The organism is Arthrobacter sp. AIWTK1 (genome assembly GCF_056680535.1).
Map to the genome: position 1 here is coordinate 861,186 of NZ_CM155287.1, position 15,656 is coordinate 876,841.

Genomic DNA, 15,656 nt, shown 5'->3' on the forward strand with positions numbered 1-15,656 from the left:
ATTTTGCCCAAAGGCCTTCTTCGAGGCCGCCCGGGCCACCGAAGGGTATCCATGAAGGCGCCGTTGCTCGAAAATATGGATGCCCTGGGCGATGCCGGGCCAGAACCCCACGAGTTGGCAGCATTGGCTGCGTCGGCCCTGGGCGAAGCAGCCGTCGAATTGCTGACCGCCCGTGCAGAGGCGATTGACTTCCCCATGCTCAACATGACCACCGCAGGGCTCTGGCGGATCGACGGAACGGTCCGCGCCAGCAGTGCCGGTGCCGGCAATACTGGTGGCGTCGCCCGCTTCAGCCTGGTGGTCAAGGTCATTCAGTCACCACTCCTGTGGCAGGGCATTGAGCAGGTACCGGAAGCTTTCCGTGCAGCGCTCGCCGCCCGGTACCCGTGGCGCACCGAGGCGCAGGTCTATGCGTCGGGGCTCGGCGACGTCATGCCGCAGGGCGGACGCCTTCCCGCGGTCTTCAAGATTGCCGAACTGGATAGCCAGCGGACGGCAATTTGGATGGAAGATGTTACGGACGCTGCGATGGCCGGCTGGACGGACCGGTGTTTCGCGGATGCGGCCCGGTTCCTGGGCAGGCTGTCGGGCAGCGCCGGTGCGCGGGAATGCCTCGCCGCCATCCCGGATGCAAGCACTCCCGAAGGACTCCGCTTTTTTGTGGACGGCGTGGGCGCGAACGTCTTCATCCCCGCGATTCAGGGAAAATCCCTCTGGCGGCACCCGGTGGTGGCCGATGCTGCGGACGCGGATCTGATCGCAGGACTGCGTGGCCTTGCGGACAGGGCGTATGCGCTGGTGGAGGAAATCATCGCCCTGCCCCAGCTCCCGGCGCACGGTGACGCCAGTCCGCAAAACCTGCTGGTGGAGGTGCTGCCCGACGGGCCGGCCCCGGCGTCGTTCGCAGTCATTGACTGGGGGAGGTACGGCCTCGCCTGCAGCGGCTTTGACCTCGGCCAGTTACTGTCCGGCTGGGTCAACCAGGGCGTCATGGCAGGGCACGAGCTGTACCGGCTGGGACCCGTGTGCCTTGAGGCGTATTGTGCCGGCCTGGCCGATTCCGGGGCCGACGTCGACGAAGCGTCAGTCAGGCGGGGCCACGCGGCTTCGATGGCCATCTTCACAGGCCTCTCCGCTATCCCGATCCAGAAGCTGGCAGAGCAGGACTCAGCTGCGCTCCGGAGCCTGGTGGCTGCACGTGCGGACATGGCACGCTTTGTCCTGGACCAGCTTGCAGCCACCGACTGACGGGAAAGCGGGAACCCTTTTCGCGGAAAATTCGTTCGTGCCCGAAAGGGTTTCCACTGCTACGAGCCAGCACTAGAGTGAGGCCACTGAGTCCACGAGGATTCAGGACGAATCGTTCATGCGGCACCCAATGAAGGGCATTACCACCATGACGGAAATAAACGCGCCTGAGAGTACCCGTACTGCCGACCGCAGCATCCGCGACTGGGCAGACCTGGCTGAGGAAATGTGGTCCTACCTGACGGGCAAGGGCGCAGCGATCAACTATAACTTCATCGACATGACCGTGGAGGTCCCGCGGGACATCGGCCCCGACGCCCCGCGCGCTACGTGGAAGCTCAACGGCAGCCTCCGGGTGACCACCAGTGACAAAGACGCCCTGGGGTCAGACGAGAACCGGAGCTGAGCCGGACGTGAACGGATTCCGCCTCGACATGGACCTGGACTTCTCATTCACTGATGAGTCCGGAACGGTAACGCGGGGAACGGCGCGGGCCGGCGGCAGCGAGGTACGAATCGCCGTGGACGGCCTGGAATCGTTCAGTTCAAACGGCATGCCGTCGCTTGATGAGATCCGTCCGCTGGCCCAAACGCTCGCGGAACGGGGGCTCACGGTGGTGGTTGACGGTCCGGACGGCCACATCGTGAGCCTCGGCGCGGTGACGAGCCCGGCATCGCAGCGGCTCATCACCCGCTCACCCCATATCAAGCTCGGAAAACTTGGCGCCCTGGCGCCCCTCATGAAGCGTGGACGGCGCCCGGCGCGGGGATTCTCGCTGTTGCCACCGCAGACACCGCTGCCGTTGATGCCGACCGTCAGGCGGAGCATCGTCCGCCATGTCACCACCACCCACCACACGCGGGGCAGCGGCAGGCCGCGGCTTATTTTCGTGCAGGACTCGGCCACGTGGAACGGCCAGGTGCCGCGCGAATTTACGCTCAGCAGGGAGATCGTGAGGATCGGAAGCGACGATTCCTCGGACATCCAGCTTGCCGGCCTGGACGGGATCCATGCGGAAATAGTCCATAACGCTGATGACGAGTACGTACTGGTGCCGCACGGGCGGGTCGCCGGAAGCGTCGCGTCAACCGGCGAGTCCATTCTCCGAACGGGCGCGCGGATCCAAATGGGGCAGTGGTGCCTGGCCTATTTCCGTGAGGAATTCGCCGACCACGGGCGTCCCTTCGGTGGCCGCAGCGGCGGCGAGCTGGCCTACCAGGCGCCGCAGCTGGATCCGCGGACAGGAACTACGGAAGTGGACGGATCGCGCGGGATCAGCTGACCGCCGGCCGTCCGCAGCAGTGGGAGGGCCGGCCGGACCTGCGGGTGCCGTGGATTACGTGGCCGTGGGATTCCGTCCGACGTCTTTGGCGTCCATGATCCGGTATGCGTATCCCTGCTCGGCGAGGAACCGCTGGCGCTTTGCCGCGAAGTCCTGGTCGAGGGTGTCCCGGGCCACCAGGGAGTAGAACCGTGCCGCGCGGCCGTCCTGCTTGGGGCGAAGCAGGCGGCCCAGGCGCTGGGCTTCCTCCTGCCGGGAACCGAACGAGCCGGAGACCTGGATGGCCACCGAAGCCTCCGGAAGGTCAATGGAGAAGTTGGCCACCTTGGACACCACCAGGGTCTTCACCTCGCCCGTCCGGAAGGCCGCGAAGAGCTTCTGGCGTTCCTTCACCGACGTGTCACCCTTGATCACCGGTGCCTGGAGCCGCTCACCCAGCTCGTCCAGCTGGTCAATGTATTGGCCGATGACCAGCAGCTGCTCACCCCGGTGTTGCGCCACGAGTTGTTCCACCACGGTGGTCTTCGTCTCGGACGTGGCACACAGCCGGTATTTGTCGGCGTCCTCGGCCATCGCGTACGCAACGCGTTCGTCGTGTGGAAGGTCCACGCGGACTTCCACGCAGTCCGCGGGCGCGATGTAGCCCTGGGCCTCGATGTCCTTCCACGGGGCGTCGTAGCGCTTGGGGCCAATCAGGCTGAAGACTTCGCCTTCGCGGCCGTCCTCGCGCACCAGCGTTGCCGTCAGCCCCAGCCTCCGCCGCGCCTGCAGGTCCGCCGTCATCCGGAAGATGGGTGCCGGCAGCAGGTGGACCTCGTCGTAGATGATCAGGCCCCAGTCGTGGCCGTCCACCAGTTCAAGGTGGGGGTAGAGCCCGCCGCGTTTGGTGGTCAGGACCTGGTACGTCGCGATCGTGACCGGGCGGACCTCCTTGACCGAACCGGAGTACTCGCCGATCTCCTCCGCCGTCAGCGACGTCCGCTTGACCAGCTCGTCTTTCCACTGCCGGGCGGAGACGGTGTTGGTCACCAGGATCAGCGTCGTGGTGGAGCTGGTTGCCATGGCGGCCGCGCCCACCAGCGTTTTCCCTGCACCGCAGGGGAGCACGACGACGCCGCTGCCGCCGGCCCAGAAGTTCTCTGTGGCCAGTTTCTGGTACGGCCGGAGCTTCCAGCCGGATTCGTTGAGCATGATGGGGTGCGGCGTGCCGTCCACGTAGCCGGCCAGGTCTTCGGCGGGCCAGCCGATCTTGAGGAGCAGCTGCTTCAGCTGCCCGCGCTGCGAGGAGTGGACCACCACGGTCTCGCCGTCGATCCGCGGACCGAGCAAGGGCTGGATTTTCTTGGCACGGGAGACTTCCTCGAGCACGGGGTAGTCGCTGGTCCGCATCACGAGGCCGTGCTGCGGGTCCTTTTCCAGCCGCAGCCGGCCGTACCGGGACATGGTTTCTTCGATGTCGATCAGCAGCGAATGCGGCACCGGGAAACGTGAATACTTCAACAGCGTGTCCAGCACGCGTTCCGCGTCCAGCCCTGCCGCACGGGCGTTCCACAGTCCCAGCGGAGTAAGGCGGTAGCTGTGCACGTGTTCCGGTGCGCGCTCCAGTTCGGCGAAGGCGGCGATGGCGTGCCTGGCTTCGGTCGCCTGCTCATGGTCCACCTCGAGCAGGATGGTTTTGTCGCTCTGGACGATCAGGGGCCCGTCGTTCACGGTGCCCAAGCCGTCATACGGGAGGTACGTGGGGTGCTGGTCACTGCTGGAATTCCTCTTCCGCCTCAATGTCGATGATCCGGTGGATGGAGAGCACGCGTTCCGTTTCGCGTGCGGGGTCGAAGACCCTGACCCGTCCGCCGTTCACAGAAACCGGAACAACCGTTTCCCGGCTGGAATTCCCTTGGCTGTCCACAACGTTCATTACCACTGCCTGCCGGAGGCGGATGGCTTTTTGCAGGGTCTCGAGGCCGAGCTGCGTTGCTTCCTCCCCGCTTGTTGCCGACGGCGGGCGGTGGCCCCCGTTCCCGCTCGGAGCGTGGGGGGCGCTCTGGCTGCGAAGAATCGCAAGCTGGGCGTCGACGTCGGCCTCCGCCGGCGCCGTGCGCGGCGCGCTGTACACGGGACGTCCGCTGCCCGGAACGGCCGTGGTCCGGCGGATCCGGATCAGCGTTGACTGCGGTTCCTCGACGGCCGGCGACAAACCCAGCGCACGCAGTACCTGCGCGGTTTCCTTGGGGGCCGCATGGGAGACGAGGACCGTAGGGGCGATGCGGACCAGCCCCAGCCCGGCGGCGCCGGATTCCTTGACCAGTTCCAGCAGGGCATCTTCGTCGTCACTTTGGATGAAGCTGGCGGCCACGCCAACGCGCAGCCTCCCGTGCCGGGCCGCGGTGTCCTCCACGAGGTATTCGAGCGGCTGCGGTACAGCGGTGGCCGAGTGCTCGCGCAGGAAACCCAACAGGCTGGCGGCGTCATGGCCGGCGTCGAGGGCGCGGCGGACGGACGCCACGGAGAAGCGGTAGATGGTGGCCGGGCCCTGCCCCTCGGCGTCGGCCATCACCAGCAGCTTTTCGCTCAACTCCGGTGCCAGGTAGCCCGGCGCCACGGCGGTGAGGTCAGCCTGCAGCAGGACGTGGTTGAGTGCGGCCGGCAGATGCTCTCCAAGGATGTCCAGTGCCTCATCCGGCCGTTCCGCGGCAATGGCCGAGCCCAGCTGGCTGAGTGCGCCCGATCCGATGAGGCCGAGCATTTCCGCTTCGGCCAGGACACCCCGAATCAGTGAACTGAAGCGCCGGGCCATCCGGGGCTGGGTCCATTCGGCCCGTTGAAGCACGGCCGCGGCGTCCAGTACCGGCGCCTTGCCGTCCGCTTCCTCGGCCTCAAGGGTGAGTTCGTTGAGGATCTCCAGGATGCGCTTCCGGACGACGGGCGCGTCCGGCCGCTGGGCTTCGGCTGAGAGTGCGTTGATGGTGGTGCCGGCAGCTGCCCGGTGCGGGACCTGCCCCGCACCGGGGCCGGTGACGGGCTGGCCCACCAGCGACGGGGCGCGTTCGCTGGCCAGCCAGGCGTTCACGAGCCAGAGCCACTGCTCCTGGCGTGGCAGCGTCAGCCACTCCAGCTGTTCCGGCTGGACCCAGGCGGAACTGTCAACGTCCAGCCGGAGCAGTCCGGCCAGGGCACAGAGCTCAACCAGCAGGCCGGCCCGGTGCAGATCTATCCGCAGCGAGTCAGCCAGCCGCTTCATCTCACGCACCCCGACGCCGCCGCTCCGCAAGGTAACGAGGGGCTGCTCCCGCACGGCATACAGGAGTTCGCCGGTCAGGCGGAGGGTCTCGGCGATGGCGCCCAGGGCGGCATTGCGGCGCAACGCTGCGGTGGTCTGCCCAAGTTTCGGAGCGGGGGGAGTGAGCGTGAAGTCCTCGATCACGGCGCCGCCGCGGAGGGCGATTCCCACGCTGTGCGGCAATTCCACGTGTGCGGCGTCCAGCGGCACCAGCAGGCCCCTTGCCAGGAGCCAGTCCACAGGCCCGACGTCGGAGCCTTCGTGAAGCACCGACGCCCGCCGCTGCGCCTGCGGTACGGCGCCCATGGCCCAGTTCCCGAAGCGGGCCAGGAGGGCCGTGGTGCGGTCCGGGGCTGTGGCGAGTATCTGGTTCAAGGCTTCAGGTGTGGCCGTCCAATGCTGCAGTGACAGGGCTGCTTCCATCGGGGTGGTGGCGGGATGGATCGCGGCTCCGCTGTGGTGCAGTTCGGCGACGAGCTGCACCACGCGCTGGGCGAAGGCCGGCTGCAGCCGGACCAGTTCCGTATAGCTCCGGCCCAGTCCCGCCGGATAAATCCCCACAACGTCACGGAGGCTTCCCACCGGGAGGTAGAAGCGCTGGCGGGGACCGGCCGGGACGACGGCGCCGTGCGGGGGTTCTGCACGGTGCACGAGGGCCAGTTCTTCAAGTGACTGCAGGATGCGTTCAATGGCGGCCAGCGACGCGCCGTGGATGACTTTCTTCAGTCCCGCGGCCGATGCGCTGTGGGCGGTGTCCGTATTGGTGCAGAGGTGGAGGGTCTCCAGGACCTGCATCTGCGGCCGGTTCAGCCGCTCCAGTGCGCGTTGCACGCTGACCCTCGCGCTGGCCCGGGCCGCGAGGGCCGCAAAGTCGGGAACGTTCGGTGAGACCAGGTCCGGCCGCGCGGAGAACAAGGCCCGCAACGAGTCGTCGCTGCGTGCCTCCAGTTCCTTGCTGAGCGCGCGAATAAGGGACATCAGTCCAACGTTACCGCCCGCCGGACTTTCCTGCCCGGCGGCGGGCGGCGACGCCGTCGATCACCAGGACGATCATGAGGAGGAAAGCCAGCGGCAGGCCGTACAGGGCCAGGGACGTCACCCACACCGGGGCTGCGCTGCCGGCAAAGGCAATGGCCATGACGGCGCCCACGGCAGCCAGTGAAAGGACGGCAATAGCCGCCGCAACGATCATCAGTGGCCGCCGGTAGCGGGAGGGTGTCATGGAAGTAACGCTAACAGCCCGGCCCCTGCCGTGCCGCAAAGCGGGAATCCTGGTCCCGGCAGGATAACCTTGAAGATACAGACCAACATGGTCCAGGCAGTCATACCCTGAACCCGCATATCAGTGCGGATGCGGTGGCCGCCGGCCGTGTCACAGGAAGTCCAGAACGAAGAAGGTTGATTACGTGCCTACCGGCAAGGTCAAGTGGTATGACAAGGAAAAAGGCTTCGGATTCCTCGCAGGTGAGGACGGCCAGGAAGTGTTCCTGCCCAAATCCGCGCTGCCCGAGGGCGTAACGGAACTCAAGGCCGGCACCCGCGTGGAGTTCGGCGTTGCTGACGGGCGCAAGGGAGCCCAGGCCCTCGGCCTGCGCGTGCTGGACAAGACACCGTCCATTGCCAAGGCAAAGCGTCCCAGCGCCAAGGACCTGGCACCCCTCGTCCAGGACCTGGTGACCGTGCTGGACAACCTGTCCGGAACGCTGTCCGCCGGAAAGTACCCGGAAGGCAACAAGGCCAAGGCGATCGCCGCTGCCCTCCGTAAGGTTGCCGACGAGCTGGACGCCTAGGCATCCGCATGACTTCCCAACCTGACCAGAGCACCCCCAAACCGGCGTCAAAGCCCCGTGCCGGCGTTCCTGTGTGGCGCACCGGCAAACCGGACGCGGTGCTCGCTGCGGCCGTGGACTTTGCCAGGGCTGCTGTTGAGGGCATCGCCCCGGCCGAGCAGATCGGACAGCATCTGGGAGCCAAGAGCGAGGGGGACCGTGTTGTCACGCATCTCTTCGAATCAAGGCTGGCCGGGTACCAGGGATGGCAGTGGTACGCCGTGATCACGCGCAATTCCCGGTCCAAGGTCATCACGGTGAACGAACTTGGCCTGCTGCCTTCGGAGGACTCGATCCTGGCTCCTGAGTGGGTGCCGTGGGCTGAACGGGTACGCCCGGAAGACGCCCAGGACGATGAATCCGACGCCGACATGGTGGACGCCGGCCCGGCCCTTTCCGACGGCGACGAAGATGCCGCTTCCGATGACGACGGCGAGGTTGCCGGTTCGAACGGCGACCCCGGCGACGCCCCGGAGAGCGAAACCGACTCGGCCCGCGAGGTCGACTAGCCAGTTGGAACCATGGGGGACTGAGCAACCCGGAGGCCGGCGATGATGTCTACCTTCAAGTCCCTGCACATCCTCAATTACCGCCTGTGGTTTGTGGGCGCCCTGATTTCCAACATCGGTACCTGGATGCAGCGCACGGCCCAGGACTGGTTGGTCTTCGCCCATCTGACAGACCACGATGCAGGGGCAATGGGTATAACCATGGCCCTGCAGTTGGGGCCGCAGCTCTTCCTCGCGCCCGTGGCCGGGCTGGTGGCGGACCGTTTCAACCGCCGCCACCTCCTGGTGATGACGCAGTCGGCCATGGCGCTGCTGAGCACAGGCCTCGGGCTCCTGGTGGTCCTGGGCGCCGGGCAACTATGGCACGTCTACGCCTTCGCCCTGCTGCTGGGCCTGGTGTCCGCCCTTGATGCTCCCGTCAGGCAGACGTTCGTCTCGGAACTGGTGCGCGACGATTACCTGCCCAATGCCGTGGCACTCAACAGTGCCTCCTTCAATGTCGCCAGGATGATCGGGCCCGCAGTGGCCGGCGTGCTGACGGTGGCCGTCGGGCCGGGGTGGGTGTTCCTGATCAACACTGTGACGTTCCTGGCCCTCTTGTTCAGCCTGTGGAAGATACCCTCTTCATCCCTGCGCGTCCTTCCCAGGGCGGCGGCCGGCAAGGGACGTATCCGTGAGGGACTGCGCTATGTGCGGTTCCGCCCGGACATCGTAGTGGTGCTCGTGGCGGTCTTTATCGTGGGCACCCTCGGGTTGAACTTCGTCCTGTTCATCGCGGCCATGGTGGGCACGGAATTCGGTCTGGATGCCAGTGCCTTCGGGTTGATGAACTCCATCATGGCCATCGGCTCCGTGGCGGGTGCATTGCTGTCCGCCGGCCGGGCCAAGCCCCGGCTCCGGATCATTTTCGGGGCAGCCGGCGCGTTCGGCGTCACGTCCGGGCTGGCGGCCCTGGCGCCCAGCTACTTCTGGTTCGGCGTCGCTCTGGTGCCGGTGGGCCTCTTTGCCATCACGATGATGACCAGCGCCAACGGCTATGTGCAGACCACCACGGACCCGGTGATGCGCGGCCGGGTGATGGCCCTTTATATGGCTATCTTCATGGGCGGCACACCCGTCGGGGCTCCTCTGGTGGGATGGGTGGCCAACGTTGCCGGCCCCCGGTGGTCCATGTCCGTGGCTGCCGCTTCCGGGCTGCTGGCCGCACTGATCGGCATGGTGTGGATCATCCGGGCTAAGCAGCTGCGGCTCGGATTCAACCGCCGCGCCCGGGGGCTGCGCTATTTCCGGGTGGTGTCCGCGAAGTCCAACAACTCCGGCGAAGCTGAAAGCAGCGTGGGCAAAGAAGAAGGCGCCGTCCGGGACCAAAACCCGGACGACGCCGTCGAACGCTAACGCATCAGCGTTGACTGGTTACTTACTTCCGCAGTTCGCCCACGACGTAGTCGATGCTGGACAGGAGCGCGGTGACGTCGTCCGGATCGATCGCCACGAAGGTGGCGATGCGCAGCTGGTTGCGTCCCAGCTTGCGGTACGGCTCCGTGTCCACAATCCCGTTGGAGCGGAGGACCTTCGCGATAGCCGCTGCGTCGATTGAATCGTCGAAGTCGATGGTGGCAATCACGTTTGAACGGTCTTCGGCCTTGGCCACGAACGGGGTGGCGTATTCGGAGGCTTCTGCCCAGGAGTAGATGCGGCCAGCCGAGTCGGCGGTGCGCGCAGCGGCAAAATCGAGCCCGCCGCTGGCGTTGAGCCACTGCACCTGCGCGTTCATAGTCACCAAGGTGGCCAGCGCCGGCGTGTTGTACGTTTGGTTGAGACGCGAATTGTCAATGGCGGTCTGCAGGTCCAGGAAGTCGGGGATCCACCGGCCGCTTGCCTTGATGCGCGCCGCGCGCTCCAACGCGGCGGGGGAGAAGAGGCCGAGCCACAGCCCGCCGTCGGACGCGAAGTTCTTCTGCGGCGCAAAGTAGTACACGTCAGCTTCCGACACATCGACATCCAGTCCGCCGGCAGCGGAGGTGGCATCGATCAGGACGAGCGACCCTTCATCTGCCCCGGCCACCCGCTTGACGGGGGCGGCCACACCCGTGGACGTTTCGTTCTGGGGCCAGGCGTAGACGTCAATGCCCGACTCTGCCTGCGCCACGGGCCGCGTGCCGGGATCGGCCTTGATGATGGAGGATGCGTCCAGGAACGGAGCCTGGTTGGTGGCAGAGGCGAATTTGGAGCCGAACTCGCCGAAGGAGAGGTGCTGGGCCTTGCTGTCCACCAGTCCGAATGCCGCGACATCCCAGAATGCGGTGGAGCCACCCACGCCGAGGATGACTTCGTAGCCTTCAGGGGCGCGGAAGAACTCGCTGAGGCCGTTGCGGACGGACCCTACGAGGTTCTTGACCGGGGCCTGGCGGTGCGACGTGCCCAGAAGCGTGGCTGATGCGGCGGACAGTGCTTCGATCTGCTCGGGGCGGACCTTTGAAGGCCCGGCGCCGAACCGTCCGTCCTTGGGCAGGAGGTTGGCGGGGATAGTGATGCTGGTGTCGCTCACAGTGGCTCCAATTTTTCGGCGTGGACGTGGAAAAGGCCCGGCAATGCACGGGTTCCTGCAGTGGGAATCCCCTACATTCTGCCTGACGTGCCCGCGGGGCACGGAACGGCATCCGTCATAGTCCAGTCACTGAGACATTGCAGGGGCAACTGTGTTTCCGTCGCTGTTCCGTTCTGCTTCGGTTCCGCTTTGGTTCTGTGGGGGGATTATCCGGAGTAATTCAAAATAGGCTAAGCTGTTCCCTGACGTACAGCGGGCCGCGATGCCGGCCGGGCTGATCCCGTGAGGCCGTCCCCGGAGGTTGATCGGTGGATGCAGGCCCACGTCGCCGAGGCCAACAGGAAGGCCTCCGCGCGGTACGGTGGGACTGACGCAAGGACTGTGCTCGAGGAGCTGAGCTGGATGACGGATCTGATCGACACTACTGAGATGTATCTTCGGACAATCTTGGAGCTTGAGGAAGAGAACATCGTTGCTCTCCGCGCCCGGATTGCCGAACGGCTGCGCCACTCCGGCCCCACCGTCTCGCAGACCATCGGGCGGATGGAACGCGACGGACTTGTAGTTGTTTCGGGTGACCGCCACCTTGAGCTCACCGAAACCGGCCGGAAACGGGCCACGGAGGTCATGCGCAAGCACCGCCTCGCGGAACGGCTACTGGCTGATGTCATCGGCCTCGACTGGGCGTACGTCCACGACGAAGCGTGCCGTTGGGAACACGTCATGAGCGAACGCGTGGAGCGGCGCATCTTCGAACTACTGGACCACCCCACGGTTTCCCCCTACGGCAATCCCATTCCCGGCCTGGCAGCCCTCGGCGGCCAGCCCGCCCCCGCGTTCACCGACGGCGTGGTGAACCTCCTCGACGCCATGAGCGCATACGGGGCCGACTCCCGCGTCACTGTCAGCCGGCTGGCCGAGCCGATCCAGGTTGAGCCGGAGCTTCTGGTGCAGCTCGACGAAGGCGGGATCCGCCCGGGCGCAACCCTCGCGCTGGAGCGTGTGGGCGAGTACATCTCGGTGCGCGTGCCCGAGATCGAAGGCGCCTTGGAACTGCCGCCCGAAGTTGCGGCCCACGTGTTTGTTACCGTCAGCTAACCGCCCAACTCGTAGGACCACCTACAACCGGGCTGAGACGAAGATAACGGAATTATTACCGCGCTGGTTAATCACCTATAGTTGAGGACTAGCGCCGATACTAAAGCGTTACCTGATCCGAAGCCGAGCTCTGCCAGCGGATCAGCGTACGAATCACCTCCTGGCAGAGGCGGGGGAACCACCATCGGCCGTTATCAAACGGTCTTGGGGTGAAGTCCGTCAGCGGCAAGCCACTTCCGACGAAGGATTCCTTAGGGACACCCCTGTGTCGGATGCCTTGCATTGGCGGGCCGGGTCTGTGATCTCTCTGACCCGAATCCGACAGCTAACTTCGCAGGCTATCCAGAGAGGATATTTCTTGACCACGCAGACCGTCAGGGGCCGCCGCAGGGCGACCGGTCCCGCTTCGGAGTACCCCGTGGCCGAAGCCGTTATGACGGTCAGGCCGCGCGATGCACACCGCGATGCCCGGCGACGCCGGAGCCTGTTCAGCCAGGTGACCGAGTTTGCTGCCGCCAGCGGCGTGGGTCAGAAAGCCGGCATTGCTCTGGCGGCCACCGGACTGGTCCTCACCGTGACCGTGCCGTCCACTGGACCCATGACATCCACGGCAGACACGGGAAACCCCGCTGCCGCAGCAGTCGCGGCGCAGCCGGAGGTCTCCGCTGCCGCCAGCGCCAAAATCGACTTCAACCGGACCACCGTAGCCACCAAGGGGGATCCCGACGGCAAGCTCAAGCAACTCCTGAGCGCCCAGTCAGCGGGAACGATCACCCGTGCGGCGTCCACCGGCAGCCTGGGGGCGCCGCTGGAACAGATGGTCACCGCTTCACCCTTCGGTTTCCGGGTCAGCCCCATCACGGGCGGAGCCGGCGAGTTCCACCGCGGCCAGGACTACGCGGCCCAGTGCGGCACCAGCGTCTTCGCTGCTGCCAGTGGAACCGTGACCTTCTCCGGCTGGCACCCCTACGGCGGCGGTAACCGCGTGGTGCTCGACCACGGCAACGGCCTGGAAACCACGTACAACCACCTCTCGTCGTCCAGCGTCCAGGTAGGCCAGAAGGTCAGCCGCGGCGACGTCGTGGCGCTCAGCGGGACCACTGGAGCCTCTACCGGCTGCCACCTCCATTTCGAAGTAATGGTCAACGGCGAAGTCGTCGACCCGCTCGGCTGGCTCTGATCCAAACGATGGGTCACTCTCGCATTCCTGTGACATGCCGTGATCTGAATGTGACATTCGTTCGGAATTCCTGTACCGTTTAGAGCACGCCAACTTTTCCGAAGTTGGCGCTCTTGAGTGGATTGCCTAACTCTGCCACCGCTCAAGGTCCGTTCGCATGACATCGTCTGGCAGAGGCGGGGGAACCAATTTTGGTCTTCGCAAGAAGACCTTGGGGTTAAGTCGCAACGCTTCCCAGGAAGCCGAGCGGCCGGGTGACTCCCATCCGAATCCGACAGCTCACCTCGTAGGCATTGGGAGAGGCTACCTTCGTGTCTACACGTCACAATTCTGCGCGCCACCGTGCGCAAACGGTTCGTACGAACCCGTTGAACTCCGTGTCCAGGGCTGTTACTGCCAACGCCGGGACCGTAGGTCGCCAGGCGGCTGTCATCGCAGCTGCTTCCGGATTGATCCTCAGCGTTGGGATGCCGGCAAATGCCGCCGATACCAACCTGGGCGTTTCCGCTTCGACGGAGTCCGGCTCACAGTCAGCACAGCTGGCCGTAACTGCAGAACCCACAGCGACTGTTTCCTTCGAGCGTCCGGCAGTGACCACGATGGCAGCGCCCAAGGTTGAAACCGTTCGGGCACAGTCCACCGGTGCAGATGCCAGCGAGACCTCCACTGAAGCTGACGGAGAAGCCAAGGCAGGCAAGCTTGCCGACGCCGCTTCCTCAGCCGCAGCATCGGGCCTCGCTGCTATCGCTTACACGGGCATTGGCAGTCCGTACGTCTGGGGTGGAACCACTCCCGGCGGCTGGGACTGCTCAGGCTTCACCCAGTGGGTTTACGCGCAGGCCGGCATCAGCATCCCCCGTACCAATGCATGGACCGCCATGAAGCCCACCGCCACTCCGGCGCCGGGCGACTTGGTCATGCAAAACGGTGGCGCACATGTTGGCATCTACGTCGGCAACGGCATGATGATCAGCGCGCTGAACCCCTCGCAGGGCACCCTCCTGCACGCGGTGTCCGCCACGGGCACCTCCGCGTTCTACACGCTTCGCTAAAACACGCCGCGCTTCCCATCGCTGAAGCGCGCGTACTTCGCTAAAAAACCCTGTTCGGGCCGTTCCGGCTTACCCCCAAGATGCCGGAGCGTCCAAAAACCGCGGCCTGCCATGCAGTCTGAGGAAAACGAAAGAGAGAACTAATGACTACACGTGCCATCGCACGGCACCGCGCCGAGGTTACCAAAACCAACTCGCTTGCTGTCATTGCCAAGGCTGTCGGCGACAACGCCGGCGGCATGGGTCGCCAGGCTGCGGTTATCGCTGCTGCCTCCGGCCTGGTCCTGACGAGCGGTATCGCAGCCAACGCTGCCGACACCAACGTTCAGCGCGAAGCAACCTCTGCTTCCACCCTGGAAGTACAGTCTTCCGCTCCGGCCAACATCTCGGCTGCCTCCAGCATCGCCATCTCCTTCGAGAAGCCGGCTGTTTCCACCTCCCCGGCTCCGGTCGTTGAGGCTCCCAAGCCCGTCGTTGAGGTTCAGGAAGCTGCTCCCGCGGCCGCTCCGGTTGCCGTCGCCGAGACCGTATCCGCTCCGGCTGCTCCCGCAGCACCGGCCGCCCCCGCCGTTGCCAGCGGAAACGGCGCTTCGATCGCAGCTGCGGCTTATGCCCAGCTCGGCGTTGCCCAGGACTGCACCGCCCTTGCCACCAACGCACTTGCTGCCGTGGGCATCAACTACCACGGCTGGCCGGCAGGGTACCTGTCCCTGGGCCGCACCGTGAGTGCCGCCGAGGCACAGCCGGGCGACCTTGCTTACTACGAGAACGGCGGCATGGGCATGGCCCACATCGCCGTATACGTCGGCAACGGCCAGGCCGTGCACGGTGGCTGGAACGGTGGAACCACCTCACTGTTCAGCGTCAACGTCGGCTCCGGCCCGGTCTTCATCCGCGTCGGCGGCTAAAGCCCCGGCTAACGTTTGCCAGAAGAACCCCTGCCTCCGGGCAGGGGTTCTTCTGCGTTTCCGGCAGGTGAATTTTTGCCGACACGGACTGTATGGTATTGGCCCGATTCGGTGATCGGCCACTTGAGTGTTTACTCTTGTGTTGTCGATTCATAGCCCGGACAAGCAGAGGGCAGCCGGCCCTCGAGCCCCTGACGGGTGCGGCCGTGAAGAGGTATGTGCATGCGCACTCTCGTTCTTAATGCTGGATATGAACCGCTGGCGGTTGTGACCTTCCGCCGGGCGCTGGTTCTTGTGCTGACCGGAAAAGCTAGCGTGGTGGCCGAAGGCGACGATCCTGTCGTCGGGCCGCAGGAAATCCTGGGCCGTCCGTCCGTGATTCTCCTGAACCGTTACATCCGGCCGCGGTACAACACCGCCACCGCCGTGAGCCGCCGGGGCGTCCTGCGCCGTGACGGCCACCGGTGCGCCTATTGCGGTAAGGCAGCACACACCATTGACCACGTCCACCCGAAATCGAGAGGCGGCGCGGACTCCTGGGAAAACCTGGTGGCCGCCTGCCTTCGGTGCAACAACGTGAAGGGCGACCACACGCCGGCCGAGATGGGCTGGAAGCTCAGGTTCGTGCCCGCGCCTCCGCACGGCACGATGTGGCAGATTAAAGAGTTGGAAAAGCCCACGCCCGCGTGGGACCCTTTCCTGCTACCCGAATCCGCCGCCTAAG

General features: G+C 65.5%; 15 protein-coding genes and 2 riboswitches. Of the genes, 11 read left to right on the forward strand and 4 right to left on the reverse strand.

All coding sequences use genetic code 11. The features are described from left to right. Positions 1-51: 51 nt before the first annotated feature. The 3 genes from AC1MDG_RS04050 (at position 52) to AC1MDG_RS04060 (ending at position 2,531) form a co-directional block, all read left to right on the forward strand. On the forward strand, positions 52-1,248 hold the full coding sequence (locus AC1MDG_RS04050) for a phosphotransferase (RefSeq protein WP_479807741.1): 1,197 nt from the start codon (positions 52-54) through the stop codon (positions 1,246-1,248). 148 nt (positions 1,249-1,396) lie between these two features. Continuing rightward, complete coding sequence (locus tag AC1MDG_RS04055; RefSeq protein ID WP_043479064.1) at positions 1,397-1,654, forward strand: hypothetical protein; 258 nt, start codon at positions 1,397-1,399, stop codon at positions 1,652-1,654. Positions 1,655-1,661: 7 nt separating this feature from the next. After that, complete coding sequence (locus AC1MDG_RS04060) at positions 1,662-2,531, forward strand: FHA domain-containing protein (RefSeq protein ID WP_479807743.1); 870 nt, start codon at positions 1,662-1,664, stop codon at positions 2,529-2,531. Between the two features lie 54 nt (positions 2,532-2,585). Here AC1MDG_RS04060 and AC1MDG_RS04065 read toward each other — a convergent pair whose 3' ends face one another. The 3 genes from AC1MDG_RS04065 to AC1MDG_RS04075 are packed head-to-tail and all read right to left on the reverse strand — an operon-like array spanning position 2,586 to position 7,030. Further along, entirely contained in the window at positions 2,586-4,241 is a 1,656-nt protein-coding gene (locus tag AC1MDG_RS04065) for a DNA repair helicase XPB (RefSeq protein ID WP_479809015.1), read from the reverse strand. A 40-nt stretch (positions 4,242-4,281) separates the two neighbouring features. After that, complete coding sequence (locus AC1MDG_RS04070; protein WP_479807745.1) at positions 4,282-6,786, reverse strand: helicase-associated domain-containing protein; 2,505 nt, start codon at positions 6,784-6,786, stop codon at positions 4,282-4,284. Between the two features lie 10 nt (positions 6,787-6,796). Then, positions 6,797-7,030 carry a hypothetical protein gene (locus AC1MDG_RS04075; RefSeq protein WP_479807747.1) on the reverse strand — a complete coding sequence of 78 codons (234 nt, stop codon included), beginning with the start codon at positions 7,028-7,030 and terminating at the stop codon, positions 6,797-6,799. Positions 7,031-7,214: 184 nt separating this feature from the next. On the opposite strand from AC1MDG_RS04075, the gene AC1MDG_RS04080 reads away from it, so the two are divergent. Genes AC1MDG_RS04080 through AC1MDG_RS04090 form a run of 3 tightly spaced genes read left to right on the forward strand, consistent with a single transcriptional unit; the run spans position 7,215 to position 9,541 of the window. Next, the gene (locus tag AC1MDG_RS04080; RefSeq protein WP_011690655.1) at positions 7,215-7,598 is read left to right on the forward strand and encodes a cold-shock protein; all 384 of its coding nucleotides are present in this window, start codon (positions 7,215-7,217) and stop codon (positions 7,596-7,598) included. Between the two features lie 8 nt (positions 7,599-7,606). Next, entirely contained in the window at positions 7,607-8,146 is a 540-nt protein-coding gene (locus AC1MDG_RS04085) for a DUF3027 domain-containing protein (protein WP_479807749.1), read from the forward strand. A 45-nt stretch (positions 8,147-8,191) separates the two neighbouring features. Further along, positions 8,192-9,541 (forward strand): MFS transporter, encoded by a 1,350-nt coding sequence (locus AC1MDG_RS04090; protein ID WP_082049499.1) that lies wholly within the window; start codon positions 8,192-8,194, stop codon positions 9,539-9,541. Positions 9,542-9,563: 22 nt separating this feature from the next. On the opposite strand, the gene serC is transcribed toward AC1MDG_RS04090, so the two are convergent. Continuing rightward, complete coding sequence (gene serC / locus AC1MDG_RS04095; RefSeq protein ID WP_479807751.1) at positions 9,564-10,694, reverse strand: phosphoserine transaminase; 1,131 nt, start codon at positions 10,692-10,694, stop codon at positions 9,564-9,566. Between the two features lie 402 nt (positions 10,695-11,096). On the opposite strand from serC, the gene AC1MDG_RS04100 reads away from it, so the two are divergent. From AC1MDG_RS04100 to AC1MDG_RS04120, 5 genes are all read left to right on the forward strand, one after another. Next, positions 11,097-11,792: an iron-dependent transcriptional repressor DtxR gene (locus tag AC1MDG_RS04100; RefSeq protein ID WP_043479080.1), complete on the forward strand. Its 696-nt coding sequence runs from the start codon at positions 11,097-11,099 to the stop codon at positions 11,790-11,792. A 141-nt stretch (positions 11,793-11,933) separates the two neighbouring features. Further along, positions 11,934-12,147, forward strand: a riboswitch (cyclic di-AMP (ydaO/yuaA leader). A 3-nt stretch (positions 12,148-12,150) separates the two neighbouring features. Next, on the forward strand, positions 12,151-12,972 hold the full coding sequence (locus AC1MDG_RS04105) for a M23 family metallopeptidase (protein ID WP_479807753.1): 822 nt from the start codon (positions 12,151-12,153) through the stop codon (positions 12,970-12,972). Positions 12,973-13,120: 148 nt separating this feature from the next. Then, positions 13,121-13,279: riboswitch (cyclic di-AMP (ydaO/yuaA leader) on the forward strand. 160 nt (positions 13,280-13,439) lie between these two features. Continuing rightward, a complete protein-coding gene (locus AC1MDG_RS04110; RefSeq protein ID WP_235347262.1) occupies positions 13,440-14,024 on the forward strand; it encodes a C40 family peptidase in 585 nt (194 codons plus the stop codon). A gap of 143 nt (positions 14,025-14,167) precedes the next feature. Continuing rightward, the gene (locus AC1MDG_RS04115) at positions 14,168-14,932 is read left to right on the forward strand and encodes an NlpC/P60 family protein (protein WP_479807755.1); all 765 of its coding nucleotides are present in this window, start codon (positions 14,168-14,170) and stop codon (positions 14,930-14,932) included. 222 nt (positions 14,933-15,154) lie between these two features. After that, the gene (locus AC1MDG_RS04120; protein ID WP_043479086.1) at positions 15,155-15,655 is read left to right on the forward strand and encodes an HNH endonuclease; all 501 of its coding nucleotides are present in this window, start codon (positions 15,155-15,157) and stop codon (positions 15,653-15,655) included. The last annotated feature ends 1 nt before the right edge of the window (position 15,656 follow it).